Source organism: Rhodococcus sp. Leaf225 (assembly GCF_001426145.1).
In the GTDB taxonomy this organism is placed as follows: domain Bacteria; phylum Actinomycetota; class Actinomycetes; order Mycobacteriales; family Mycobacteriaceae; genus Rhodococcoides.
The window spans coordinates 105,720-130,420 of the sequence record NZ_LMRN01000009.1 but is presented as its reverse complement, the minus strand read 5'-3'; the positions used below and the strand labels follow the sequence as shown (position 1 = coordinate 130,420).

The window sequence follows — 24,701 nt, the reverse complement described above, 5'->3', positions numbered from 1 at the left end:
GACTCAGAGAACGTGGTGGCCGTACATCTCGCCGAGCGGGTCGGCGATGAGTTCGAGGCGTGCACCGTCGGGATCACGGAAGTAGATCGAGACTCCACTGTGCTCCGTGAGCTCGACGCCCGCATCCGTCAGCTTGGTGCGCAGGTGTTCCCAGCGGTCGGGTTCCACGCTGATGGCCACGTGATGCAGTCCGCCGAGCACCTCCTCATAGGGGCCGACGTCGAGGCCGGGGAAGTCGAAGAAGGCGAGGAGGTTGCTGTTCCCGATGTCGAAGAAGAAGTGCGACGAGCCGGGGTAGTCGCGGTTCTCGATCAACTCGGTCAGTGGGAACTCGAGCACACCCTGGTAGAACAGGATGGTCTGCTCGACGTCGCTGCTGATCAGCGCGGTGTGGTGCAGTCCGCGCGCCGAGGACGTCGGGCGGGATTCTGCAGGCTGCAGGTGCAGGCCCCGCAGTCGGTCGCGCCGGGCCTCGAACTCGTCCGAGCGCTGCTGCTCGTCGGCTGTCATGCTCATCGTCTCCGCCTTCGATCGAATCGTTGCGTTGTCAACTACCGAGAACAGTACCGCTTATGGTTGCGCTGTCAACTACTTGGGTAGACTCGTGTCATGACTCAGTGGCTGACCGAGGACGAGCAGCGCGCCTGGCGCTCGTACCTCGACGCGACGCGTCTGCTGATGCAGACGCTCGATCGGCAGCTCACGCGCGATTCCGGGATCTCCTTCACCGACTTCGAGCTGCTCGTCGTGCTCTCGGAGGCACCCGGCCGACAGATGCGGATGCGCGACCTGGCCGATGCGGTGACCACCACCCGCAGTGGCGTCACCCGGGCGATCACCCGACTCGTCGACGCCGGTTGGGTCGTCCGCGTCGAGTGCGAGGACGACCGTCGGGGGATGCTCGCGGAACTCACCGACGCGGGTATGGACAAGCTCGCGGCGTCGAGCCCCGGCCATGTCGGCGCCGTCCGGGCGTCGATGTTCGACGTCCTCACCGACGACGACGTCGCGACCTTCGCGAGGGCGTACTCGGACATGCGGACGCACATCCAGAAGGGCGCCGGATAGCCTCGCTGTATGCCACGCACAGCACTCGTCACCGGAGCCGCCCGCGGACTGGGAGCGGGAATCGCTCGCCTGTTGTCCGCCGATCACGACGTCTGGGTCGGGGGATCGACGGCCGACTCCGTCGCGGGCATCTCCGACGAACTGATCAGCGCGCGGCCGTGGCCCGTCGACCTCACCGATGCGGACGCTCTCGCCGCGGCCACCGCGGACATCACGAGCCTCGACGTCCTGGTGCACAACGCGGGCGTCGCCGACCTCGGCACGGTGGAGACGCTGACGCTCGCGGACTGGCGACACACGTTCGAGGCCAACGTCTTCGCGGTGGCCGAGCTCACCCGCCTCCTGCTGCCCGCGCTCCGAGCAGCCGGCGGCCACGTCGTGTTGATCAACTCGGGCGCCGGCATCAGGGCCAACCCGGGGTGGAGTGCCTACGCCGCGAGCAAGTTCGCGCTGCGGGCCTTCGGCGACGCACTGCGCCTCGAGGAGCCGACCCTGCGCGTGACGTCCGTCCACCCGGGGCGCATCGACACCGACATGCAGCGCGCGATCGTCGCGGGCGAGGGCGACGAGTACGACGCCTCGAAGTACCTCACCGTCGAGACCGTCGCCCGCGCCGTCCGCCAGGCCGTGGACACCCCTGCCGATGCGCATCCCACCGAGATCGTCCTGCGCACACGGTGATCGGGGATCAGGGGCGAGCGTGACTCAGTGCTCGTTCGCCTTGACCACGAGCACGGGGACCGGACTGTCGAGCAACACGCGCTGAACCGTGCTGCCGGTCAGGAACTTTCCGACCGCGCTTCGGCGACGTGATCCGATGATCACCAGCGTGGCACCGACATCCGAGACCAGATCGACGAGAGCCCCCGCCGGATCGCCGCCGTCGGGTTCGACGCGCACCGTGAAGGAGTTCTCTCCCAGCACCTGACGTGCCTGCGCCTCGGCTGCGTCCCGGTGGGCGGTGGTGACCGAATCGGCGTCGATCACCGACAGGACGACGAGATCGGTTCCCCTCAGCGTCGCCTCCGCCTGTCCCTGCACGAGCGCCTCACGGCCTTCGGGTGTCGAATTCATCGCTACTGCAACGGTCATGACGGTGCCTTTCACATCGGGGAGACTCCAGGTTCACCGAGATTCCGTCGCGGCGACGTACGTTTCGCGGTATTCGTCCGTGCACACTATGGCCACAACTCGGATTCCCTGGACTATTCGGACATCCAGAACCTAGCCTCCTGATGTGACCGAAACCACTCCTGAGTTGTCGTGCCCATGCAGATCACAGTGAAGCGCGCGCTCGGCACGCTCGCTGTCGTCGCCGTCGTCGCCGTCGCCGGCATCGACGCGGCCGGCAGCGCCAGCGGATCCGACGCCCGCGCCAAGTTGACCCTGATCGCTCCCGCCGCCGCGGGAGGTGGATGGGACCTGGTGGCGCGTGAGTCGCAGCAAGCACTCCGTTCCGACGGCATCGTGAACAACGCCCAGGTGGTGAACGTCCCCGGAGCCGGCGGGACCATCGGGCTCAGTCAGCTCGAGAATCTCACGGGCCAGTCGACCACGGTCATGGTGACCGGCACGGTCATGCTCGGCGGTATCGCGATCAACGATTCCGACATCACCCTGCAGGACACCGTGCCCATCGCCAAGATGGCCGAGGACTTCGAGGTCTTCGTCGTACCGCGAGACTCGCCGTACCAGAACCTCGAGGACTTCATCGCCGCATGGCGGGCCAACCCCGGCGGTCTCCCCATCGGCGGCGGCTCGCTCGGCGGTATCGACCACATCGTCTCCGGCCAGCTGGCACAGCAGGTCGACATCGATCCGGCAGCGATCAACTACATCGCGTTCTCCGGCGGTGGTGAGGTGCTGACCTCGCTGTTGTCCAACACCGTCGGCATCGCCGTCAGCGGATACAACGACTTCCGCGACCAGATCGAATCCGGGAACGTCCGCGCCCTCGCGGTGGCGGCACCCGAGCCCGTCGACGGGATCGACACCCCGACGTTCAAGGAACTCGGGTACGACGTCGACCTGGTCAACTGGCGCGGATTCGTCGCACCTCCCGGCATCTCGGACACCGACAGGCAGACGTTGATCGAGATCGTCACCGAGATGCAGGAGACCGAACAGTGGGACACCGCCATCGAGCGCAACCGGTGGAAGCCGTCCTTCGTCACCGGGGACGACTTCGGTGACTTCCTCGAGGTCGAACAGACCCGCATCACCGACATCCTCCGAGAGTTGGGCCTGGTATGAGTGAGAGTGTTTCGACCACGCGGGCGGAAACGCCGCCCGATACCGATCGTGGTTTCCTCCACGGCCGGAGCGGACTGGTGGTGTCGGCGCTTCTCGTCGCCCTCGGCCTGTTCCTGATCTACGGCACCGTCACCATGGACGTACCCGACACCGCGACATCGCCCGGCCCGCAGGTCTTCCCGGCCATCATCGCGGGACTGTGCTTCGTGATCGCCGTGCTCGTCGCGGTTCAACTGCTGCGCACTCCGGACGAGGTCGACCTCGGCGTCGACGAGGCAGGCGAGCCCAACACCGGAACCGTGTCCAACTGGCGTTCCGTCGGCATCACCGTCGGCTCGATCGCCCTGTTCATCGCCCTGCTGAATCCGCTGGGATGGGTTCTCGCCGGTGCGCTGCTGTTCTGGGGCGTCTCGATCGGACTCGGCGGCACCCGGTTCGTCTTCGACGCCGGTGTGGCGCTGGTCATGTCGTCCGTCGTCCAGCTGGTCTTCTCCGGTGGACTCGGGCTCACGCTGCCCGGCGGCATCCTCGCGGCGGTGTTCTGATGGACGCACTCTCCAATCTCATCGACGGCTTCGGCACCGCGCTGACGCCCATGAACATCGTGTGGGTCGTCGTCGGCGCCCTGCTCGGCACCGCGGTGGGTGTCCTTCCCGGTCTCGGATCGGCCATGGCTGTCGCCCTGCTCCTACCCGTGACGTTCACCCTCGAGCCCACCTCGGCGCTCATCATGTTCGCCGGCGTCTACTTCGGCGGCCTGTTCGGTGACTCGATCTCCGGCATCCTCATGAACACCCCCGGAAACAGCACGGCGATCGCGGGAACGTTCGAGGGGCACCGCATGGCGAAGAACGGCCGCGCCCCACAAGCGTTGGCCACCTCCGCCATCGGCGCCTTCATCGGCGGCATCATCGCTACCACCCTGGTGGTGTTCTTCGCCCCGACGCTCGCCGACCTGGCCACGAACTTCGGACCCGCGGAGTACTTCGCCCTGGCGGTGTTCGCCTTCATCGCGACGTCCGCAGTCGTGTCCGACTCCGTCCTCAAGGGTCTGAGCGCACTGCTGATCGGCCTGACACTCGCCGTCATCGGTATCGACGGACCCTCCGGCGCATCACGGTTCACGTTCGAGGTACCCGCACTGTTCGACGGCATCTCCGTGGTGGTCATCACCGTCGCGATGCTCGCCCTCGGCGAGGTCATCTTCATCGCCTCGAAGATCGGCAAGCCCGACGACAACACGCTGATCCCGTCGAAGGGTCGACCCTTCCTGAGCAAGGCAGAGTTCCGCGAAGCGATGCCTGCATGGTTGCGCGGCACCGCATTCGGTGTCCCCTTCGGCGTCATCCCCGCCGGCGGCGCCGAGGTGCCGAGCTTCCTGGCCTACGGCACCGAGCGCCGCTTGGACCGACGCAGCAAGAACCCGATGTTCGGAAAGGGCGCGATCCGCGGCGTCGCCGGACCGGAAGCCGCCGGCAACTCCACCGCCGGTACCGCGATGGGTGCACTTCTCGCCCTCGGGCTCCCCACGTCGGCGACGGCAGCGATCCTGCTCGCAGCGTTCCAGCAGTACGGGATCCAACCGGGACCGTTGCTGTTCGAGCGGAACGGTGAGGTCGTCTGGGCACTGCTCGCCAGCCTCTTCGTCGGCATGGTGGTCCTGCTGATCCTGAACCTGCCGTTCGCCCCACTGTGGGCGCAGCTGCTCAAGATCCCCAAGAACTACCTGTACGCCGGCATCACCGTGTTCGCCTCGCTCGGCGTCTACGCGGTGAGCGCCTCGATCGTGGACCTCATCGCCATGCTCGGACTCGGCATCATCGGATTCATGCTGCGCCGCTTCGGGATCCCGTTGGCGCCGGTGCTCATCGCCGTCATCCTGGGACCGCTCGCCGAGGATTCGCTGCGACGAGCCCTGGCCGTCAGTGAAGGGGACGTCTCCGTCCTCGTCGGCAGTGGCATCACCGTCGTGCTGTACACGCTGATGGTCATCGCGGTGGTCTTCTCCATCGTGACGAAGGTGCGGTCGCGGGCGAAGGTGGACTTCTAGAGCACCCCGCTTCACCCCTCACCCCTCGCGAGTACGTCGACAGTGTCGTGATCCAGCTGCTGATCACGACAATCAGGACGTACTCGCGGGGGGTTCGTGGGTGTTCACCCCCGTGTCACCCCACCGTGGCTGAATGACGGCATGGGATACGACGAGACCTTCCTGTCCACCACCCCGCTGCCGCTCCCCGCCCGGCCGGACCTGACCGTCCTGACCTACACGCACTTCTCCGTGTCGATGGACCCCGAACGGCGCCTCGCCGCCGTGACCGCGGTGAACATCGACGGCGGCGCGTTGCAGGAGGTGGACCGCAGAGACGACTGGCGCCTCGATCCGCGACTGCCGGCGACCGCGCAGGCGGGCCCGGAGCTGTACGCGAACAACGACATCGACCGTGGGCACCTCGTACGACGACGCGATCCCGTGTGGGGCACGCTCGACGTCGCGGAGCAGGCCAACGAGGACACCTTCCACTACACCGTGTGCGGACCGCAGACGGCGACACTGAACCAGTCCAAGACTCTCTGGCTCGGCCTCGAGGACTACGTGCTCGAGCACGCGCGGACGTACGGGCAGACGATCTCCGTCTTCAGCGGCTGCGTGTTCGCCGAGGACGATCCGGTGTACCGCGGTGTCGCGATACCGCGGCGCTTCTTCAAGATCGCGGCCTGGTGGCAGAACGACGTGCTCGCGGCGACCGGCTACGTGCTCGACCAGTCGGAATCGCTGGCGCCCATCCTCGAACGCGGCGTCCTGGCCCGCGACATTCCTCCGCTCGGGGCGTACCGCACGTATCAGGTGCCGATCATCGACATCGCCGCTGCGACCGGCCTGGCGATGGCCGAGCTGACGGCGGCCGATCGCCTCGCCCTGGTTCCCGGCGTCCGGCCCGTCGAATGGCGCGAGATCGAGGGAGCCGACGACCTGGTGTGGTGAGGTCGGTCGAGCTACAGAACGATGTTCACCATTCTGCCCGGCACGACGATGACCTTCTTCGGATCCTTGCCGTCGAGAAGCGCGACGATCTTCTCGTCGGCCAGGGCCACCGCCTGCACGTCCTCGCGGGACGCGTCGGCCGCCACCGTTATACGACTGCGCACCTTGCCGTTGACCTGGATCGGGTAGTCCACCGTGTCGTCCACGAGCCACTTCTCGTCGACCGTGGGGAAGGGACCGTGAGCCAGTGACTCGCTGTGTCCCAACGTGTTCCACAGTTCCTCGGCGATGTGTGGTGCGAGAGGAGCCAGCATCAGCACCAACGGCTCGACGGCGTCCCGAGGTGCGCCCTGCGGGTACTCCTTCGTGAGGTGGTTGGTGTACTCGATGAGCTTCGCGCCGGCCGTGTTGTCGCGCAGAGCAGCGTAATCCGCGTCGACACCCTCGACGGTCCGGTTGAGAGCCTTCAGCGTGGCGTCGCTCGGCGTCGCGTCGGTGGTCCGGACGGCGCCGGTCTCCTCGTCGACCACCAGACGCCAGACGCGCTGCAGGAAGCGGTGCGCGCCGACGACGTCCTTGGTCGCCCACGGCCGGGACGTGTCCAACGGACCCATCGACATCTCGTACATGCGCAGGGTGTCCGCGCCGTACTCGGTGAAGATCTCGTCGGGGGAGACGGAGTTCTTCAGGGACTTGCCCATCTTCCCGTACTCACGAGTGACGGGTTGCCCGTCGTGGAAGTACCCGCCGTCGCGCTCCTCCACCTCGTCGGCCGCGACGTAGACGCCGCGCGCGTCGGTGAACGCGTACGCCTGGATGTACCCCTGGTTGTACAGGCGGCGGTACGGCTCCTTCGAGCTGACGTGCCCCAGATCGAACAGCACCTTGTGCCAGAACCGCGCGTACAGCAGGTGCAGCACAGCGTGTTCCACGCCGCCGACGTAGAGGTCGAGGCCGCCGGGGTCGTTCTCGCCGTGAACGTCAGGGCGCGGTCCCATCCAGTACGCCTCGTTCTCCGGAGCGCACATCTGCTCGGAGTTGGTCGGATCGATGTAGCGCAGCTGGTACCACGAGCTACCGGCCCACTGCGGCATGACATTGGTGTCGCGCGTGTACGTCTGCAGCCCGTCGCCCAGGTCGAGCTCGACGTTCACCCAGTCGGTCGCCTTCGCCAACGGGGGAGACGGCTCACTGTTCGCGTCGTCCGGGTCGAACGACACGGGTGCGTAGTCCTCCACCTCGGGAAGTTCCACCGGCAGAGCTGAATCCGGCAACGGGTGCGCCTTGCCGTCCGCGTCGTACACCACCGGGAAGGGCTCGCCCCAGTACCGCTGACGGGCGAACAGCCAGTCGCGCAACTTGTACTGGATGGTGCCCCTGCCGCGGCCCTCGGACTCGAGGTGCTCGATGACACGCGCCTTGGCCGCGTCCACGGTGAGGCCGTCCAGGAAATCGGAGTTGATCAGCTCGCCGTCGCCGGTCCACGCGGACTCGTCGACAGCGCCACCCGAGATGACCTGCACCACAGGCAGTCCGAACTTCGTGGCGAACTCCCAGTCACGCTGGTCGTGACCCGGGACGGCCATGATGGCACCGGTGCCGTAGCCGGTCAGGACGTAGTCGGCGATGAAGACCGGCACCGACGCGCCGTTGACGGGGTTGACGGCGAAGGCGCCGGTGAACACACCGGTCTTCTCCTTGTTCTCCTGGCGCTCGAGGTCCGACTTGGCTGCGATCGCACGACGGTAGGCACCGACCGCGAGCACGGGAGTTCCCTCACCGTGCGTCCAGCGCTCGTCGGTGTCCGTCGGCCATGCCGCCGCCGTGATGTCGTCCACCAGCGGGTGTTCGGGTGCCAGCACCACGTAGGTGGCGCCGAAGAGCGTGTCGGGGCGGGTGGTGAACACGTCGATGTCGGCGGTGCCGGACCCGTGCGGCAGACCGGCGACGAACGTCACCTCGGCGCCGCGGGAGCGCCCGATCCAGTTGCGCTGCATCGTCTTGACCTTGTCCGGCCAATCGAGCAGATCCAGGTCGTCGATCAACCGGTCGGAGTATGCGGTGATCCGCATCATCCACTGGCGCAGGTTCTTCCGGAACACCGGGAAGTTGCCGCGGTCGCTGCGACCGTCGGCGGTGACCTCCTCGTTGGCCAGCACGGTGCCCAGACCGGGGCACCAGTTGACCAGCGAGTTGGACTGGTAGACCAGACGATGACCGTCGATGACGTCGCGACGCTCGGAGACCGAGAGATCGGCCCATGCACGCCCGTCGTCCAGAGTCCGAGCACCGGAGGTGAATTCCTCCTCGAGCTCGACGATCCGTCGTGCTTTACCGGCCTCGGTGTCGTACCAGGAATCGAAGATCTGCAGGAAGATCCACTGCGTCCAGTGATAGAAGTCGACGTCCGTCGTGGCGAGCGAGCGGCGGGTGTCGTGACCGAGTCCCAGCCGCCCCAGCTGCCGGCGCATGTTGGCGATGTTCGCCTCGGTGGTGGTGCGCGGGTGCGTTCCCGTCTGCACCGCGTACTGCTCGGCGGGCAGGCCGAAGGCGTCGTAACCCAGCGTGTGCAGCACGTTGCGGCCCTGCATGCGGTGGTAGCGGGCGAACACGTCCGTCGCGATGTAACCGAGCGGGTGGCCGACGTGCAGACCGCTGCCGGACGGGTACGGGAACATGTCCTGCACGAACAACTTGTCGGTCGGAACCGGATCGCCGGTGCTGAGCTCGCCCACCGGATTGGGTGCGTCGAACGTCCCCTCGGCGGCCCACCGCTCCTGCCAGCGCGACTCGAGGGAACCCGCCAGATCCGCCGTGTAGCGGTGGCCGGGGGTCGTGTCGGGGGAGATGTCGCCGTGTTCACTCACCCGACCAGCGTAAAGCGTGACGATCCGCACGCGGACGCCCGGCCACGACGCCGTAAAGTGGTGCTCGTGATTGTCGTGTCCGTGATCCTTCTGCTCGTACTCCTCGTCGGCGCCGTGGCGCTGGGCGCGGTGGCGTTCCTCGGTCTGACCGGCCGCTTGAAGCGCAACTCCGTCGCCGGAGTCCGAACGGAAGCGAGCATGCGCTCGGACGAGACGTTCACCGTCGCCAACCGAGTCGCCGGCCCGACGACGGCCGCCGCCGCGGTCTTCCTGCTGGTCGGCGCAGTGGCGACCCTCGCGCCGGGCGGCATCTTCGGCGTGGTCGCCGCCGTGCTGACCACCGTCGCCGCGCTCGTCACCGCTGCGTACGGCGGTGCCATGGGCACCCGCGCCGCGGCCGCAGTGCCGGTCGAGGAGACCGGTGGATGCGGCCACAGCTGCATCTCGTGCAGCCTCAAGGACGCGTGCCAGCCGTCCTGACGTGGCGTCCTCCCTGACAGGCACCATCAGAGCGCTCGACGGCTTCGTCCTCGCGATCTTCGCTGCTGCCATCGCGGCCACCGTGTTCCCGGTCTCCGGCACCGCAGCGGACGTCCTGTCGTGGGTCACCACGATCGGCATCGCCCTGCTGTTCTTCCTGTACGGAATCAGACTGTCTCCGCGTGACGCCATGGACGGAGTCCGGCACTGGCGACTGCACGGGGTCGTTCTGGCCTGCACGTACCTGCTGTTCCCGGTCCTCGGGCTCGGAGTACGGGTGCTCTCGCCGGGGCTGCTGACCGACGACCTCTACACCGGGATGCTCTACCTCTGCCTCGTTCCGTCCACGATCCAGTCGTCGATCGCCTTCACCTCGATCGCCCGCGGTAACGTCGCCGGCGCCGTCGTCAGCGCGTCGCTGTCCAACATCATCGGAGTGTTCGCGACGCCGCTGCTGGTGGTCCTGCTGATGAGCACGACGGGCGGTGCGAGCATCGATGCCGGATCGATCGTCGACATCATGCTCCAACTCCTGCTGCCGTTCGTGGCCGGACAGTTCGCGAGGCGATGGCTCGCAGGACGGGTGGAGCGGCATCGGTCCACCACGCTGCTCGTCGACCGCGGATCGATCCTCCTGATCGTCTACGCCGCGTTCAGCGCGTCGCGCGTCGACGGAGTCTGGGCTGCCACCACGCCGTGGCAGATCGTGGCGGTGGTACTCCTGTGCAGCGCCCTGCTCGTTATCGTCCTCGCCGCGACTGCCGGGATCGCGCGCGCGCTCCGCATGACGCGTGACGACCGCATCGTCGTGGTGTTCTGTGGCTCGAAGAAGAGCCTGGCCAGCGGCATCGCGATCGCCTCCGTGCTCTTCGTCGGGCAACCCGTGGGAGTGATCGTGCTTCCCCTGCTGATCTTCCACCAGATCCAACTCGTGGTGTGCGCCGTCCTGGCGGGCCGCTACGAGCGCGAGGCGATCAGGGACGCTGCATCGACTTCCTGATCTCGTCGAGGCGCGCCTTGCCGGCACGCTCCCGCTCGGCGAACTTCTCCGCCTCGGTGCGTCCGACCGCGCTCTCGGCGTCCAGCTCGGTGGAACCCACCGCGCGCCCCGAACGCCCGTCGATGCGTTCGCGCACCGCGTCGAAGGTGGGCACTCCGGCGTCGGTGAACCCCGGGTCCGTCGGAACCTGGGGGATGTCGGTCACCGACGGCGTGCGCGGCACGATGTCGGGATCGACGGACGCTTCCGGGGTGAGGCCCAGCGCGGCGTCGTACACCGCCCGCAGCGCCGGGCGAGCACTCGTGAGTGCAACGACGAGATCGAGTACCTCCGCATCGGGCAACGACGCGGCCTGGTCGGACGAGAAGTCGGTCATGTCACCAGGGTAGGCCTGAGGGCTCCGGTGATCGTGGACTCCCGACCCCGGAATGCGGGGCCGGAAGTCCACGATCGGGCGACTACGGCGTCGGCATGCCGCCGTTGACGTTCAGCGTGTCGCCGGTGACGTACCCGGACTCGGCCGACGAGAGGTACACGTAGGCACCGGCCAACTCGGCGGGCTGACCCGCACGACCGAGCGGCGTCTCCTGGCCGAACTCGGGCAGCGCCGACGTGGGCTGTCCACCGGACGCCTGCAGGGGCGTCCAGAACGGGCCGGGAGCAACGACGTTGACGCGGATCCCACGAGGAGCGAGTTGCTGCGCCAGCGCCTTGCTCATCGTGTTGATCGCCATCTTGGTCGTCGCGTAGTCCACGAGTCCCGGTGACGGCGTGTACGCCTGGATCGAACTGGTGTTGACGATGGTCGATCCTGCCGGCATGTGCGGAACCGCTTCCTGGATGATCCAGAACAGCGCGTACACGTTGGTCTTGAACGTGGCGTCGAACTGCTCCGGGCTCAGATCCTCGAGCTTCTCGACGTACTGCTGCTTGCCGGCGACGTTCACGAGAAGGTCTATGCCACCGAACTTCTCGACGGCGGTGCGCACGATGCCGCGAGCCGCGGACTCGTCCGTGAGGTCGGCGGGAGCGAGTACCGCGGTCCTCCCGGCGGTGCGCACCAGGTCGGCCACCTCCTGCGCGTCCTTCTCCTCCGACGGCAGGTAGTTGAGAACGACGTCGGCGCCCTCGCGGGCCAGCGCGATGGCGACGGCGCGGCCGATGCCGCTGTCCGCACCGGTGACCAGTGCCTTGCGCCCGGTCAGCCGGCCGGTGCCGCGGTAGCTGCCCTCACCGTGGTCGGCCTTGGGCTCGAGTTCCGCGGCGAGGCCCGGCGGATCCTGGTGCTGCTCGGGGTACCCGTCCTGTCGGTACTGGGTGACGGGATCGGTGAACGTGTACTGGTCGGTCATCGCCGTGGCATGCCCCGGCCGTGGGGGGTGCCAAACACGTGTCACCGGGTCCGTGGCGGGTACCACCGAAGACATGGCCCCGAAGTTTCCCGGCGCAGGCACCTTCGTGCCCGAGTCCGACGATCTCCGCGTTCTCGCCGACGCCGCCCGCAGTTGCCGGGGATGCGACCTGTGGGAGCCCGCGGAGAACACGGTGTTCGGAGCCGGCACCCCGTCCGCTCGCATGATGCTCATCGGCGAGCAACCGGGTGATCAGGAGGATCGACGGGCACAGCCCTTCGTCGGCCCGGCGGGTGCGCTCCTGAATCGTGCTCTGGCGCAGGCGGACATCGACCGGGAGCTGACCTACGTCACCAACGCGGTCAAGCACTTCAAATTCACGCGTGCCGACCGCGGCCCGCGGCGCATCCACAAGAAGCCGCTGCGCTCGGAGGTCGTCGCGTGTCACCCGTGGCTCGAGGCGGAGATCCGCGCCGTCGACCCGTCCGTCGTGGTCCTCCTCGGCGCGACGGCGGCGCAGGCGATGCTGGGGACCTCGTTCCGGATCGGTGTCGACCGGGGGCGCGTCCTCGAGGTGGGCGAGGCGAGAGCTGTTGCCACCGCGCACCCGTCGGCCGTCCTCCGAGCGCCGGACGACGAACGCGATGCCGCGTTCGACGCACTCGTCGCCGATCTGCGAGTGGCCGCATCACTTCTGGAATGACACCGGAAGTTCACAGGCACCGCCCCGGTCACCGCAGTAGCGTGGCGTCGTGACGAGAATCCCGCGCGACGGAACGATCTCTCCTGCCTACACCGGGCGCTTGGCCAACGATCCCGTTCCGGCGCTGCGACTGCCGGACGACCGCATGGATCCCGACGTCACCTACCGCTTCATCCACGACGAGCTGATGCTCGACGGCAGTTCCCGCCTCAACCTCGCCACGTTCGTCACCACGTGGATGGAGCCCGAGGCCGAGAAGCTGATGGCCGAGACGTTCGACAAGAACATGATCGACAAGGACGAGTACCCGGCCACCGCGGCGATCGAGGAGCGGTGCGTCAACATGGTGGCGGATCTCTGGAACGCGCCCGGGCTCGACCCGACCGATCCGTCCAGCGCGACGGGCGTCTCGACGATCGGTTCGTCCGAGGCCGTCATGCTCGCCGGTCTGGCACTGAAATGGCGGTGGCGCGCACGTCGGACCGCGGCCGGTGCGGACACCGGTCGGCCCAACCTCGTGTTGGGGACGAACGTCCAGGTGGTCTGGGAGAAGTTCTGTCGCTACTTCGACGTCGAGCCGAAGTACCTCGACATGGAGCCGGGCCGCTACGTCGTCACGGCCGACCAGGTGCGCGACGCCGTCGACGAGAACACCATCGGCGTGCTCGCGATTCTCGGGACCACGTTCACCGGCGAACTCGAACCGGTCGAGGAGATCTCGGCCGTGCTCGACGAGATCGCCGCGGCCGGCGGGCCGGACGTCCCCATTCACGTGGACGGTGCCAGCGGCGGTTTCGTGGTCCCGTTCCTGAACCCGGATCTGGTGTGGGACTTCCGGTTGCCGCGCGTGAAGTCCGTCAACGCCAGTGGTCACAAGTACGGACTGACCTACCCCGGCCTGGGATTCGTCGTGTGGCGCGAGAAGGAGGACCTCCCCGAGGACCTCGTGTTCCGCGTCAACTACCTCGGCGGTGACATGCCGACGTTCACCCTGAACTTCTCACGCCCGGGCAATCAGGTGATCGGTCAGTACTACAACTTCCTCCGCCTCGGCCGCGCCGGCTACACGGATGTCATGACCTCGCTGCGCTCGACCGCGACCCGCGTCGCCGACCACCTGCGCGAGCACGGCGACGTCGACGTCATCTCCGACGGGTCCGACATCCCGGTGGTGGCATTCGCGCTGCGGGAGAACTGCGGCTTCTCCGTCTTCGATGTCTCTCACGAACTCCGCGCCCGCGGGTGGCAGGTTCCCGCGTACACCATGCCGGCCCGCGCCGAGTCGGTCTCGGTCCTGAGAATTGTTGTGCGAGAGGGATTCTCGGCAGACCTGGGTAGGATGCTGTGCGAAGCGATCGACGCCGTCCTGGCGTCGCTCTCCACCGACGGCGACGGGCACTCGCACGCTCGGCACTTCGCCCACTGACGAGAACTTCGGTCTCAGTTCCGGTCGACGTCGATCGGGTGGGTCGCCAGCATCGCCAGCGGCAGCGGCTGACGGCGCAACACCTGCGCCCACAGATCGACGCGCGGCGGGCCCACGACGTCGGACGGCAGCGCGGACACCACCATCCAGTCGTCCCGCTCGAGTTCTCCCTCGAGCTGTCCGAGCGTCCATCCCGAGTAGCCGGCGAAGATACGCATGCCCTCCACCAGCGGGGCGATCGCGGCCGGGTCGGAGTCCAGGTCGACCATCACGACACGGCCGTCCACTCGACGGATGCCCCGCACGTCGTCGACGTCCACGCCGGACCGCAGCGTGGCCAGACACAGCGCGGAGTCGCGTTTGACGGGTCCGCCCACGTAGAGCGCTTTCGGGGACGCCGCGAGATCCGACCACTGCGGGAGCACGTTGTGCACAGCGGTCTCGCTCGGCCGATTGATGACGACGCCCAGGCTGCCGGCGTCGTTGTGCTCGATGATGTAGACCACGGTGCGACGGAACGTCGGTTCGACGAGTTCCGTGGACGAGACCAGCAGCGATCCCGGCCGCACCACCTGATCGGCCGACGCGGTCCGGTCCTCCGGTTCTTCTGCGTGTGCCACCTCCTCATCATGGCACCGGCAGCCTCGACAGTGCGAGAGATGACGCGCCGAGGCGGCGGTTAGTGTCACCCGCGTGACCCGAACGGAGCGGACCGGCGCCGTCGACGCGCTGCGATCCGTCCGACACGAGCCCGGAGCACCTCGTCTGGTCGCGCTGCGTGTCGCCTCTCAGTTCGGCGACGGCATGTTCCAGGCCGCCCTCGGAGGCGCGATTCTCTTCGACCCGCAGCGCGGCGGCGATCCCGCTGCGATCGCCGCCGGCTTCGCGGTGCTCTTGTTGCCGTACTCGCTGATCGGCCCGTTCGCCGCGCGGATCCTCGACCGCGTCGATCGAGCGACCGTGCTCGCCCGCGCAGGCATCGTGAAGTCGCTCCTCATCCTCTGCGCCACCGGGCAACTCGTCGCGGGCGCCTCGACGACGGCCGTCCTGATCACGGCCCTCGCCGTCGTCGGAGTGAGCCGGTTCGTCCTGGCGGGCCTGTCCGCGTCGCTACCGCACGTCGTTTCGGTGCGATCGCTCGTCGCGACCAACGCCGCCCTGGTCACCGTCGGCGCAGTCGTCTCCGCCGTCGGCGCGTCGGTGGCTGTCCTGGTGCTCGGACTCGTCGGGCCGTCGGATCGGGCCACGGCCCTCGCGACGGCCGTGTCCGCCGTCGGTGCCGTCGCGGCGACTCTCCTCGCGCGCGGCTTCGCTTCCGGACGGCTGGGTCCCGGCGCCGCCTCGGTGTCCGCCCCGACCCGCCGCGTTCTCGCCGACTGGGTGTCCGGCTTCGTCGCGGTGCGCCGTACCCCGTCCGTCGCCGCCGCGCTGGTGGGAGTGGGTGCCCACCGGGTTGCCTTCGGCATCGACACCCTCGTGATGGTGCTGGTGCTGCGCGAGGGCGCGCGCTCGTCCGTCCTGCCCGGCGGTGTGGCGGGCTTCGGGTTGACGGTGGGTGCCGCCGCGGCGGGCATGTTCCTCGCCGCACTCGGCACGCCCGTTCTCCTGCCGCGCCTCGGCCGCACGCGCACCGTGGTCGGTGCGCTGGTCCTGGCCACGCTCACCCAGGCCACCCTCGTCGTCGGGCTGGTGCCGGACCTGCTGATCCTCGCGGCCTTTCTCCTGGGGTTCGCAGGTCAGACGGTCAAGCTGACCGCCGACGCGGCCATGCAGACGGACATCGACGACGACACCCGCGGACGCGTCTTCGGCGTACAGGACACCGTGTTCAACGTGGCGTTCGTCGGCGCCGTGGCGGGCGCGGCCCTCGTGATCGGTCCGGGGTCGACCGCGGTCGACACGTCCGCAGCCGTCGTCTGCGTGGTCGCCGGCGTCGTCGCCTACGCGGCGGCAGCGGCGATCGCGCTCCGGATCGGCGTCAGGACCTCGCGGCCCACCACGCCAGGAGCTCCTTCTCCGCATCCTCACGACTGAGCGGCCCGCGGTCGAGACGAAGCTCCTTCAGGAACTTCCACGCCTCTCCCACCTGCGGGCCGGCCGGAATGCCGAGCAGTTCCATGATGGCGTTGCCGTCCAGATCCGGACGCACCCTGGCCAGGTCCTCCTGCTCGGCGAGTGCCGCGATACGCCGCTCGAGATCGTCGTACGTCGCCTGCAGGGACGCTGCACGGCGCTTGTTGCGGGTGGTGCAGTCGGCACGGACCAGCTTGTGCAGCCGGGGCAGCAGATCGCCGGCGTCGGTGACGTAACGACGCACGGCCGAATCGGTCCACTGACCCTTGCCGTAGCCGTGGAAACGCAGATGAAGGAAGACGAGCTGCGCGATGTCATCGGTCAGCTTCTTCGGGAACTTCAGTGCGCGCAGGCGGCGACGCACCATCTTGGCGCCCACCACCTCGTGGTGGTGGAAGCTCACCCCGCCGCCGGGCTCGTTGCGTTTGGTGTCGGGCTTGCCGATGTCGTGGAGCAGCGCCGCCCATCGGAGCACCAGGTCCGGATCGCCGTCCTCGAGGTCGATCGCCTGCTGCAGAACCGTGAGGGAGTGCTGATAGACGTCCTTGTGCTGGTGATGCTCGTCGATCTCGAGCGTCATCGCCGGCACCTCCGGGAGGATGCGTGCCGCGATCCCCGTCTCGCACAGGGCGTCGATGCCGTCGACGGCGAACTCGCCGAGAATCAGCTTGTCCAGCTCGGCGGTGACGCGTTCGACCGTGATCCGGTCGATCTGCTCCGCCATGTTCTCGATCGCCGCGCGGACCCGCGGCAGCATCGTGAAGCCGAGCTGGGCGACGAACCGCGCAGCGCGCAGCATCCGGAGCGGATCGTCGTCGAAGGACGCCTCCGGGGTGGTCGGCGTGTCCAGGACTCCCTCGAGCAGCGCGTCCAGGCCACCCAGGGGATCGACGAACTCGCCGGCCCCGTCCGGCCCGATCCGCACCGCCATGGCGTTGAGTGTGAAATCGCGCCGGACCAGGTCGTCCTCGAGCGTCGAGCCGTACTGCACGATCGGATTCCGGGACACCCGGTCGTACTTGTCGCTCCGGAACGTCGTGATCTCGATCTGCCGACCGTGCTTGACCGCACTGACGGTGCCGAAGTCGATGCCGGTGTCCCACTGATGGTCGGCCCAGCCCGCCAGCAGCGCCTGCACGTGCTCGGGCAGAGCGTTCGTCGTGAAGTCGAGGTCACTGCTCAAGCGGCCCAGGAGAGCGTCCCGGACGCTCCCGCCGACGAGGTACAACTCGTGGCCCGCCGCAGCGAACAGCCACCCCAGCGGACCGAGGATGTCGTCGTGCGCGCGCAGGGCCACGGCACCCGACGCGAGGAGCCGTGCGCGGCGGTCCGGATCGGTGGCAGGCGGGGGAGGCACGACGTCACACCCTACCGAGGCGCGCACTTCGCGGTGCGTCCCACCGGGAGCAGGGCGGACGGAACTAGTATCGATCGGGTGTCCGGTGCCGAGCGAGCCAAGAGAACACGTCGCGGTGTGCGACGGCGTCCTCGCGCCGCCGCCGACCCCGGAACACGAGGGGCCGACAAACCCACACTGCGCACCGTTCGGGAGACCTCGGCCGGCGGCCTGGTCGTCGACGGACTCGACGGACCCCGCGACGGCCAGTGCGCCGCCCTCATCGGTCGCACCGACCGACGAGGCCGACTGCTGTGGTCGCTGCCCAAGGGTCACATCGAGCAGGGCGAGACGCTTGAGCAGACGGCCGAGCGAGAGGTGGAGGAGGAGACCGGCATCACCGGGTCCGTCCTCGCGCCCCTGGGAAGCATCGACTACTGGTTCGTGACCGAGGGACGACGCGTCCACAAGACCGTCCACCACTACCTGCTGCGATCCCTCGGCGGCGAACTGTCGGACGAGGACGTCGAGGTCACCGAGGTGGCCTGGGTGCCGCTCAGCGAACTGCACTCCCGGCTCGCGTACGCCGACGAGCGCAAGCTCGCCGAGCGAGCCGGCGAGATGATCGACTCGATGGCGCGCGAGAAGTCCGCCGACACGCAGAACCCCCGACCGGTCTCCGACCTTCCCGCCTCCCCCCGACCGGTCTCCGACCTTCCCGCCTCCCCCCGACCGGTCTCCGACCTTCCCGCCGCCGAATGACCCGGTCCGCACCGACGGCCCGGCGCCTCGCCGTGGTCATGGCGATCCTCGCCGTGCTCGCCTGGCTGACCGTCCCCGCGGGAGCGCAACCCTCCACCCCGGCCAGTGACCCCACCACGACGCGGAGCACACCGTCGCCCTCGGCCACGCTGGCGCCACCGGACACCTCGATCGACGGCACGTTCCTGTCGATCTCCGTCGACGAGGTCACGCCGACCACCGTCTCCACCAGCAGTGCGCCGGTCGTCACCGTCACGGGAACGGTGACCAACGTCGGGGACCGCGCGGTCAGCGACATCTCGGTCCGGCTGCAGCGAGCACCCGCGGTACGCACGGCCGACGAACTCCGGACCTCGCTCACCGAGGATCAGGACCGCTTCGACACGGTCGGGCCCTTCGAGTCGCTCACCGGCGACGGATCGGACACCGCGCTGCAACGCGGCGACACGCTGCCGTTCGAGCTGACCCTGCCGCTGCGCTCGACCACCGGACCGTCGCTGCGTCTGGATCGGCCGGGTGTCTATCCGATGATGGTGAACGTCAACGGCAACCCCGAGTACGGGCAGGAGGCACGGCTCGACGACGCCGCGTTCCTGCTTCCCGTCGCGGGTCTGCCGCGGGACACCACGGTGCTCGATCCGGCCGCTCCCGATGCCGTTCCGCTTCCACCGGACACGGGACGCCCCGTCGCCACGACGCTGCTCTGGCCGCTGGCCGACCGCCCACACCTGGCGGCGGGCCTGCCCGGCACCGTCGACGAGGAGGTGCGACTGAACGACGACGACCTCGCCGCCTCGCTCTCCGCCGGCGGTCGACTCGAAGGACTGGTGTCGGCACTGGAGTTCGCGACCGGACCGACCGTCGACACCGAGGGCGCACTCGCGTCCTCGACATGTCTCGCCGTCGATCCCGACCTGCTGGTCACCGTCTCGAGCATGGCGCGGGGCTACCTCGTGGTCGACGACCCGGCCGATCCCACCGGCCCTGCCTCCGAGGGCAGCGGCGCCGTCGCCGCCGCGTCGTGGCTCGATCGCGTCCGCACCCTCGCGTCCTCGATGTGTGTCACCGCGGTGCCGTTCGCCCAGACCGATCTCGCGGCCGTCGCCGCCGTGGCCGACCCGGTTCTGACCTCTGCCGCGATCACGACGCCGGCGGACGTCGCCGACTCGATCCTCGGAGTCACGTCCCGCCGCGACGTCCTGTGGCCGGACGCGGGTGCTCTCGACGATGCGGGGGCGGCCATGGTCGCGGCGTCGGGCCGGACGGTCGCACTGCTCGCACAGGACGCCGTGCAGACCGTCAGTACGCCCGACACGGTGACCCTCGCGACCGATGCGGGCACCCCTCCGCTGCGTGCCGCGCTCTACGACACCGAGGTCTCCACCGCGCTGTCCGCGGTGGGCGAGCACCCGACGACCCCGTCCGTGACACCGCGTGAGCAGGTGTACGACGTCGCCGAGGACTCGCGCACGGCCCGATTGCAGGACGCGCTCGGCGCGTTGCACTTCGACGCGCTGAACGCCGGCGCCCCGGACACGGTCGCTGCCACGGACGGCCCACGATCACTCACCGTCGCGCCGCCACAGACCTGGACTCCCGACCGCGACGAGGCCTCCGCGGTGCTCGGCACCATCGCGGGCCTGTTCCGTAGCGGACTCGCGACGCCGCGCTCCCTGTCCGACCTGCTGGCGGTCCCGCCTCCGCTGGAGGCGGCCGAGTCGGACTACCCGGACGCGGCCGTGGAGGACGGCGCACCGGCCGATGTCCGCGATGTCGTGGCTGCCCAGAACGCCCGCATCGGTGCGCTGGCGGCCGCGCTGATCGACGATTCGCGTGCCGCGATCTCGCCCGCGCTGTACGTCGCTCCGCTGCGGGAGGATCTCCTGCGGGCGATGACCACGTCTGATCGTCGGGGCGGGCAGCGCGGGGAGTCGGAACAGGCCGCGCGCCGCCGTGCCGCCGACGTTGCCGCCGGCCTGGACCGGCTGTACGGATCCGTGACGATCCTCGCGCCCGGCGGTGTCTTCACCCTCGCCTCGGAGGCCAGCCCGCTGCTGTTGGTCGCGCGGAACGATCTGCCCATCGGCATCACCGTCGACCTGGCGGTCGACGCGCCCGACGCGATGCAGATCGAAAACATCGGCCCGCAGCAGCTGCCCCCACGGGGAAGTCGTTCTCTGCAGATTCCCGCTCGAGTGAGCGATTCGCGCAAGATGGTGGTGGAGTTCTCCCTGAGCACCACCGACGGGACGCGACTCGGGCAGGCTGCGACCGTCAATGTGCGGTCCAATGCGTACGGTCGTGCTTTGGCGATCATCACAGCAGGCGCCGGTGCGCTCCTGCTGCTGCTCGCGGGCCGACGGTTGTGGCACCGGTTCCGGGGCCAACCGGATCCCGCCGACGAACAGTAAGGATTCTCGATGACGGGGAGCATTCCTCACGGGCGACGGGACGCCGTACCGCGGGCGCCTCGCGCGCCCTGGGAGCGCAGCTCCGATGGGGCGCAGCAGCGCAGCTCCGACGCGGCTCAGGATCCGATGATGGTGCCCACGAGCGTCGCGCCCCCGGTCCGTCCTGCCGCCCCGACCCGCATCCCCCCGGCCGCGGCGTCACCGCAGCCGGCGTCCGGCTCCAGCTCCTCCCGCCTGCTCTCCGCGACGGGTGCGATCGCGTTCGCGACGTTGATCAGCCGCATCACCGGATTCGCGAAGCAACTGCTGCTGGTGACGGTGCTGGGCACCACCGTCGCCACGTCGTACACCGTCGCGAGTGTCATCCCCAACATGATCGCCGAGCTCGTCCTCGGTGCCGTGCTGACGGCCATCGTCGTGCCGGTGCTGGTGCGGGCGGAGAGCGAGGACGCCGACAACGGCCGTGCTTTCGTGCGCAGGCTCTTCACGGCTGCGCTGACCATGCTGATCCTCGCGGCGGTGCTGGCGACGGCCGCGGCGCCACTGCTCACGCGCTACGTCTTCCTGTCGGAGGACGGCCAGGTGAACACGGGCCTCACCACCGCACTCCTTCTCCTGCTGTTGCCCGCGATCCTGTTCTACGGCCTCTCCGCACTGTTCACGGCGATCCTGAACACTCGGCAGAACTTCAAGCCCGGTGCCTGGGCACCCGTGCTCAACAACCTGGTGGTGCTCGCCGTCCTGGTGATCTACCTCGTCGTACCGGGCGAGATCTCTCTCGATCCGGTGCGCATCAGCGACCCGAAGCTGCTGGTGCTGGGCGTCGGCATCACGCTCGGCGTCGTGGTCCAGGCCCTGAGTCTGGTGCCCGCGCTGCGGCGAAACAAGATCGATCTGCGCCCGCTGTGGGGGCTCGACGACAGGCTGCGTCAGTTCGGCGGCATGGCCGTCGCGATCGTGCTCTACGTCGTCATCAGTCAGGCCGGCATGGTGTTCGCGACGCGCATCTCCTCGCACGTCGACCCCGCCGGCCCGCTCATCTACAACCAGGCCTGGATCCTGCTGCAGCTGCCGTACGGCGTGCTCGGCGTGACGGTGCTGACGGCGATCATGCCCCGGCTGAGCCGCAACGCCGCCGCTAAGGACACCCCGGCCGTCGTCGACGACCTGTCGGTGGCCACCCGGATGACCATGCTCGCGCTCATCCCGGTCATCGGCTTCCTCACCGTGGCCGGCCCGCAGGTCGGTGAGGCTCTGTACGGCTACGGCAACTTCGGCGCAGCCGACGCCGAGCGACTCGGCGAAGCCGTCAGCTGGTCGGCCTTCACCCTCGTTCCCTACTCGCTCGTCCTGATCCACCTGCGGGTCTTCTACGCCCGCGAGCAGGCGTGGACGCCCACGTGGATCGTTCTCGGCATCACCGGCGTCAAGATCGCGCTGTCCGCCCTGACGCCGTTCCTGGCGACGTCGGATCGATCCGTGGTCCTGTTGCTCGGCGCGGCCAACGGTCTCGGCTACATCACCGGGGCGATCATCGGATGGATGCTGCTGCGTCGCAGCCTCGGCGAACTACGACTCGCGGGAGTCCGGCGCACGGTCGCGGCGACGCTGATCTCCACCGCGATCGGCATGCTCGCGGTGTTCGCGGCCGACACGGCCCTCGGGCTCGACCGTCTGACCGGACCGGGCGCGCTGCTCCGCGTCGCTTTCGACGGCGCTGTCATGCTGCTGATCACCGGTCTGTGCCTGTACCGGGCACGGATCCCGGAAATCGAATCCATCACCGTCGCGGTGGCGCGTCGCCTCGGCCGCGCCCCGGCCGTGACGTCCGGACCTGTGACGACAGCGCATGTCGGGACCGATCCGATGTACGCGGAGACCGAGTTGATCCCCGCGATCGGCGGCCCCGACATGCCCCCGGTGGGTCGGCCGACCGAGGGGTTCGGTCGGGCCACCGGCGCGGGTCGGCTCCCGTACCCTGACAGGCGAGTGGACCCGCGAGCACACGGCGGTTCCCGGGCGCCGATGTACACCGGAGACGAGTCGGAGACGACGATCATCCCCGCGTACACCGGCGCGTTCACGACCAGTAGTGACGAAGGAGTGTCAGTGACCGACGACGAGGGTGCACGGGGGCGTACGCCGTCCGAGGCCGAGGACGCCGCTCAGCCCGGTGGCGTGTCCACCGACGACCGTCGCGTCGCCGACTCCGATGCCGCCACCGGGTCGTCCGAGGACACCGACCGGCAGCACGACGCGTCCACCACGGATCCGATCGAGTCGAGCCCCGACGTGTCCGGCCAGGGCGACGTCACCGAGACCGAGCGCACGGCCGACGAGACCGAGTCCGGACTCGTCGACACCGGCGTCATGCCGGTCGGATCGCCCACGCTGCCCCCGGCCGTCCCCGTCGCCGAGTCGCCCCGCACACCGTTGCGCGGACCGAAGCTCATCCCCGGCGCGTCGGTCGCCGGCGGGCGATACCGCCTTCTCGCACCGCATGGCGGCGCACGCGGCCTCAAGTTCTGGCAGGCCCACGACGTCAAGCTCGACCGCGAGGTGGCCCTGACGTTCGTCGACGCCGACCAACGATCGACCGGCGAGGCCCCCGAGCGCGCCGACGGCCCGCAGGCCGTGCTGTCCCGGACTCTGCGCCTGGGCCGGATCAACTCGCCCGGTCTCGCCCGCGTCCTCGACGTCGTCCGCGGCAGCTCGGGCGGCATCGTCGTCGCGGAGTGGACTCGCGGACGATCCCTGCGCGAGATGGCCGACACGGAACCGTCGCCCCTGGGCGCCGCCAACGCCATCAAATCGCTGGCCGCTGCGGCCGAGGCCGCCCATCGCGGCGGCGGCGCACTGTCCATCGACCACCCGGACCGTGTGCGCATCAGCATCAAGGGTGACGCCGTTCTCGCGTTCCCGGCCACCTTCGGCGATGCCGATCCCGGCTCCGACGTACGCGGACTGGGCGCGATGCTCTACGCCCTGATCACCGCGCGGTGGCCCCTGGGCGACCCGTCGGGCCCCGCGACCGTCGGCGGGATGCGCATCGCCGATCGCACGGCGTCCGGTGCGGCCGTCGAGCCCCGCGAGATCCGCCCCGACGTACCGTTCGAGATCTCCGCCGTCGCCGTGCGTGCCCTCGAGCAGAACAGCGGCATCCGGACCGCCGCCACCGTGCAGCACATCCTCGGCCAGGCCGCGGTGGTCAACGAGAAAACCGAGATGATCCCCGCACTGCGGCTGGGTCAGCGGCCGCCCGGATCGACCGGTCACGCACTCGCCGACCCCGACGACGAGCCGCCCGCGGACCGCTCCAACGTCATGGTCGCCGCGTTGGTGGGCCTCGGAGTCCTCACTGTCGTGGTGCTCGGCCTCGTCGGCTGGTGGCTCGCCAACCTGTTCGCCGGCGGCGGTTCCGACGAACCTCTCACCGAGCAGAACTTCGGGCTCACGACGTCCGCGTCGGCTCCGGCCGCGCCCGGAGAGGCGGCACCCGCGCCGACCACCGTGCCCGTCGCTCTGTCGTCCATCGACGTCTTCTCGCCGCAGGGCACCCCGGACAACCCGGGCACCGTCGACAACGTGGCCGACAACGACGCGGGGACGGTGTGGGAGACGGATTCGTACTTCAACCCGTTCCCGTCCCTCAAGTCCGGCGTCGGCATCATGGCGACGCTCGACCAGGAGACCACTCCCGCCAGCGTCTACGTGAACTCGCCGTCGCCCGGCACGGTCGTCGAGATCCGGTCGGCCACCAGCGCGACACCCAGCCTGGACGAGACCCAGGTGATCGGGTCCGCGACGCTCGGCAACGGCCTCACCGACATCGCCGTCACACCCGACGGCCCCGTCCGGTACGTGCTGTTCTGGATCACGGATCTCAGCACAGCCGGTGGCGGCAACCAGAGCACCATCGCGGACATCGGGGTCTCCGCAGCATCCTGATCGCCGCGTGTCGTGCGCTGTCACAACAGATTTCGT

Annotated in this window: 21 protein-coding genes; 14 read left to right on the top strand and 7 right to left on the bottom strand. The window is 68.9% G+C overall.

Annotated features, from left to right (window positions below; genetic code table 11):
- Positions 1 to 3 precede the first annotated feature (3 nt).
- Complete coding sequence (locus tag ASG69_RS04975) at positions 4 to 510, bottom strand: VOC family protein (protein WP_027505987.1); 507 nt, start codon at positions 508 to 510, stop codon at positions 4 to 6.
- A gap of 99 nt (positions 511 to 609) precedes the next feature.
- Between ASG69_RS04975 and ASG69_RS04970 the strand changes: the two genes are divergently transcribed.
- A complete protein-coding gene (locus tag ASG69_RS04970) occupies positions 610 to 1,068 on the top strand; it encodes a MarR family winged helix-turn-helix transcriptional regulator (protein ID WP_027505986.1) in 459 nt (152 codons plus the stop codon).
- Between the two features lie 9 nt (positions 1,069 to 1,077).
- Complete coding sequence (locus ASG69_RS04965) at positions 1,078 to 1,749, top strand: SDR family oxidoreductase (RefSeq protein ID WP_027505985.1); 672 nt, start codon at positions 1,078 to 1,080, stop codon at positions 1,747 to 1,749.
- A gap of 24 nt (positions 1,750 to 1,773) precedes the next feature.
- On the opposite strand, the gene ASG69_RS04960 is transcribed toward ASG69_RS04965, so the two are convergent.
- Positions 1,774 to 2,160, bottom strand: a complete 387-nt coding sequence (locus ASG69_RS04960; RefSeq protein WP_027505984.1) for a universal stress protein — start codon at positions 2,158 to 2,160, stop codon at positions 1,774 to 1,776.
- A gap of 177 nt (positions 2,161 to 2,337) precedes the next feature.
- On the opposite strand from ASG69_RS04960, the gene ASG69_RS04955 reads away from it, so the two are divergent.
- The 4 genes from ASG69_RS04955 (at position 2,338) to ASG69_RS04940 (ending at position 6,307) form a co-directional block, all read left to right on the top strand.
- The gene (locus ASG69_RS04955; protein WP_235578857.1) at positions 2,338 to 3,321 is read left to right on the top strand and encodes a Bug family tripartite tricarboxylate transporter substrate binding protein; all 984 of its coding nucleotides are present in this window, start codon (positions 2,338 to 2,340) and stop codon (positions 3,319 to 3,321) included.
- Complete coding sequence (locus tag ASG69_RS04950; RefSeq protein WP_056440883.1) at positions 3,318 to 3,866, top strand: tripartite tricarboxylate transporter TctB family protein; 549 nt, start codon at positions 3,318 to 3,320, stop codon at positions 3,864 to 3,866. Before ASG69_RS04955 ends, ASG69_RS04950 begins: the two co-directional genes overlap by 4 nt.
- Positions 3,866 to 5,371 carry a tripartite tricarboxylate transporter permease gene (locus ASG69_RS04945; RefSeq protein WP_027505981.1) on the top strand — a complete coding sequence of 502 codons (1,506 nt, stop codon included), beginning with the start codon at positions 3,866 to 3,868 and terminating at the stop codon, positions 5,369 to 5,371. The genes ASG69_RS04950 and ASG69_RS04945 overlap by 1 nt, the downstream gene beginning before the upstream one ends.
- A gap of 141 nt (positions 5,372 to 5,512) precedes the next feature.
- Positions 5,513 to 6,307: a DNA/RNA non-specific endonuclease gene (locus ASG69_RS04940; protein WP_056440880.1), complete on the top strand. Its 795-nt coding sequence runs from the start codon at positions 5,513 to 5,515 to the stop codon at positions 6,305 to 6,307.
- Between the two features lie 11 nt (positions 6,308 to 6,318).
- Here the strand turns inward: ASG69_RS04940 and leuS are convergent, their stop codons facing one another.
- Positions 6,319 to 9,174 carry a leucine--tRNA ligase gene (leuS, locus tag ASG69_RS04935; RefSeq protein ID WP_056440874.1) on the bottom strand — a complete coding sequence of 952 codons (2,856 nt, stop codon included), beginning with the start codon at positions 9,172 to 9,174 and terminating at the stop codon, positions 6,319 to 6,321.
- A gap of 66 nt (positions 9,175 to 9,240) precedes the next feature.
- Here leuS and ASG69_RS04930 point away from each other — a divergent pair, with 66 nt between their 5' ends.
- Both ASG69_RS04930 and ASG69_RS04925 read left to right on the top strand, forming a co-directional pair.
- Positions 9,241 to 9,654 carry an SdpI family protein gene (locus ASG69_RS04930; RefSeq protein ID WP_027505979.1) on the top strand — a complete coding sequence of 138 codons (414 nt, stop codon included), beginning with the start codon at positions 9,241 to 9,243 and terminating at the stop codon, positions 9,652 to 9,654.
- Position 9,655: 1 nt separating this feature from the next.
- Positions 9,656 to 10,654, top strand: coding sequence for a bile acid:sodium symporter family protein (locus ASG69_RS04925; protein WP_235578856.1), 999 nt, complete (start codon positions 9,656 to 9,658; stop codon positions 10,652 to 10,654).
- Here ASG69_RS04925 and ASG69_RS04920 read toward each other — a convergent pair.
- Positions 10,629 to 11,030, bottom strand: a complete 402-nt coding sequence (locus tag ASG69_RS04920) for a hypothetical protein (RefSeq protein WP_027505977.1) — start codon at positions 11,028 to 11,030, stop codon at positions 10,629 to 10,631. The two genes, ASG69_RS04925 and ASG69_RS04920, sit on opposite strands and share 26 nt — an antisense overlap.
- 82 nt (positions 11,031 to 11,112) lie before the next feature.
- Positions 11,113 to 12,006: a glucose 1-dehydrogenase gene (locus ASG69_RS04915; RefSeq protein ID WP_056440870.1), complete on the bottom strand. Its 894-nt coding sequence runs from the start codon at positions 12,004 to 12,006 to the stop codon at positions 11,113 to 11,115.
- A 73-nt stretch (positions 12,007 to 12,079) separates the two neighbouring features.
- Here ASG69_RS04915 and ASG69_RS04910 point away from each other — a divergent pair, with 73 nt between their 5' ends.
- Together ASG69_RS04910 and ASG69_RS04905 are read left to right on the top strand one after the other, a co-directional pair.
- Positions 12,080 to 12,709: a UdgX family uracil-DNA binding protein gene (locus ASG69_RS04910; protein ID WP_027505975.1), complete on the top strand. Its 630-nt coding sequence runs from the start codon at positions 12,080 to 12,082 to the stop codon at positions 12,707 to 12,709.
- Positions 12,710 to 12,758: 49 nt separating this feature from the next.
- A complete protein-coding gene (locus tag ASG69_RS04905; protein WP_056440868.1) occupies positions 12,759 to 14,135 on the top strand; it encodes a glutamate decarboxylase in 1,377 nt (458 codons plus the stop codon).
- Between the two features lie 14 nt (positions 14,136 to 14,149).
- Here the strand turns inward: ASG69_RS04905 and ASG69_RS04900 are convergent, their stop codons facing one another.
- Positions 14,150 to 14,755 (bottom strand): YqgE/AlgH family protein, encoded by a 606-nt coding sequence (locus ASG69_RS04900; protein WP_027505973.1) that lies wholly within the window; start codon positions 14,753 to 14,755, stop codon positions 14,150 to 14,152.
- A gap of 73 nt (positions 14,756 to 14,828) precedes the next feature.
- On the opposite strand from ASG69_RS04900, the gene ASG69_RS04895 reads away from it, so the two are divergent.
- The gene (locus ASG69_RS04895) at positions 14,829 to 16,169 is read left to right on the top strand and encodes an MFS transporter (protein ID WP_235578855.1); all 1,341 of its coding nucleotides are present in this window, start codon (positions 14,829 to 14,831) and stop codon (positions 16,167 to 16,169) included.
- On the opposite strand, the gene ASG69_RS04890 is transcribed toward ASG69_RS04895, so the two are convergent.
- The gene (locus ASG69_RS04890; protein WP_056440866.1) at positions 16,114 to 17,565 is read right to left on the bottom strand and encodes a CCA tRNA nucleotidyltransferase; all 1,452 of its coding nucleotides are present in this window, start codon (positions 17,563 to 17,565) and stop codon (positions 16,114 to 16,116) included. The genes ASG69_RS04895 and ASG69_RS04890 overlap by 56 nt on opposite strands.
- A gap of 78 nt (positions 17,566 to 17,643) precedes the next feature.
- On the opposite strand from ASG69_RS04890, the gene ASG69_RS04885 reads away from it, so the two are divergent.
- The 3 genes from ASG69_RS04885 to murJ all read left to right on the top strand — a co-directional run bounded on the left by ASG69_RS04885 (position 17,644) and on the right by murJ (position 24,665).
- Positions 17,644 to 18,306, top strand: coding sequence for an NUDIX hydrolase (locus ASG69_RS04885; RefSeq protein WP_082544265.1), 663 nt, complete (start codon positions 17,644 to 17,646; stop codon positions 18,304 to 18,306).
- Positions 18,307 to 18,344: 38 nt separating this feature from the next.
- Positions 18,345 to 20,717: a DUF6049 family protein gene (locus tag ASG69_RS04880; protein WP_156380469.1), complete on the top strand. Its 2,373-nt coding sequence runs from the start codon at positions 18,345 to 18,347 to the stop codon at positions 20,715 to 20,717.
- Positions 20,718 to 20,843: 126 nt separating this feature from the next.
- Positions 20,844 to 24,665 carry a murein biosynthesis integral membrane protein MurJ gene (gene murJ, locus ASG69_RS04875; protein WP_442971094.1) on the top strand — a complete coding sequence of 1,274 codons (3,822 nt, stop codon included), beginning with the start codon at positions 20,844 to 20,846 and terminating at the stop codon, positions 24,663 to 24,665.
- Positions 24,666 to 24,701: the final 36 nt, after the last annotated feature.

Coding starts and splice junctions, on each gene's coding strand:
- ASG69_RS04940 (WP_056440880.1), top strand. CDS start 5,513: ATGGGATACGACGAGACCTTCCTGTCCACCACCCCGCTGCCGCTCCCC.
- ASG69_RS04975 (WP_027505987.1), bottom strand. CDS start 510: ATGACAGCCGACGAGCAGCAGCGCTCGGACGAGTTCGAGGCCCGGCGC.
- ASG69_RS04970 (WP_027505986.1), top strand. CDS start 610: ATGACTCAGTGGCTGACCGAGGACGAGCAGCGCGCCTGGCGCTCGTAC.
- ASG69_RS04960 (WP_027505984.1), bottom strand. CDS start 2,160: ATGACCGTTGCAGTAGCGATGAATTCGACACCCGAAGGCCGTGAGGCG.
- ASG69_RS04950 (WP_056440883.1), top strand. CDS start 3,318: ATGAGTGAGAGTGTTTCGACCACGCGGGCGGAAACGCCGCCCGATACC.
- ASG69_RS04945 (WP_027505981.1), top strand. CDS start 3,866: ATGGACGCACTCTCCAATCTCATCGACGGCTTCGGCACCGCGCTGACG.
- ASG69_RS04955 (WP_235578857.1), top strand. CDS start 2,338: ATGCAGATCACAGTGAAGCGCGCGCTCGGCACGCTCGCTGTCGTCGCC.
- ASG69_RS04910 (WP_027505975.1), top strand. CDS start 12,080: ATGGCCCCGAAGTTTCCCGGCGCAGGCACCTTCGTGCCCGAGTCCGAC.
- ASG69_RS04915 (WP_056440870.1), bottom strand. CDS start 12,006: ATGACCGACCAGTACACGTTCACCGATCCCGTCACCCAGTACCGACAG.
- ASG69_RS04965 (WP_027505985.1), top strand. CDS start 1,078: ATGCCACGCACAGCACTCGTCACCGGAGCCGCCCGCGGACTGGGAGCG.
- murJ (WP_442971094.1), top strand. CDS start 20,844: ATGATGGTGCCCACGAGCGTCGCGCCCCCGGTCCGTCCTGCCGCCCCG.
- ASG69_RS04920 (WP_027505977.1), bottom strand. CDS start 11,030: ATGACCGACTTCTCGTCCGACCAGGCCGCGTCGTTGCCCGATGCGGAG.
- ASG69_RS04880 (WP_156380469.1), top strand. CDS start 18,345: ATGGCGATCCTCGCCGTGCTCGCCTGGCTGACCGTCCCCGCGGGAGCG.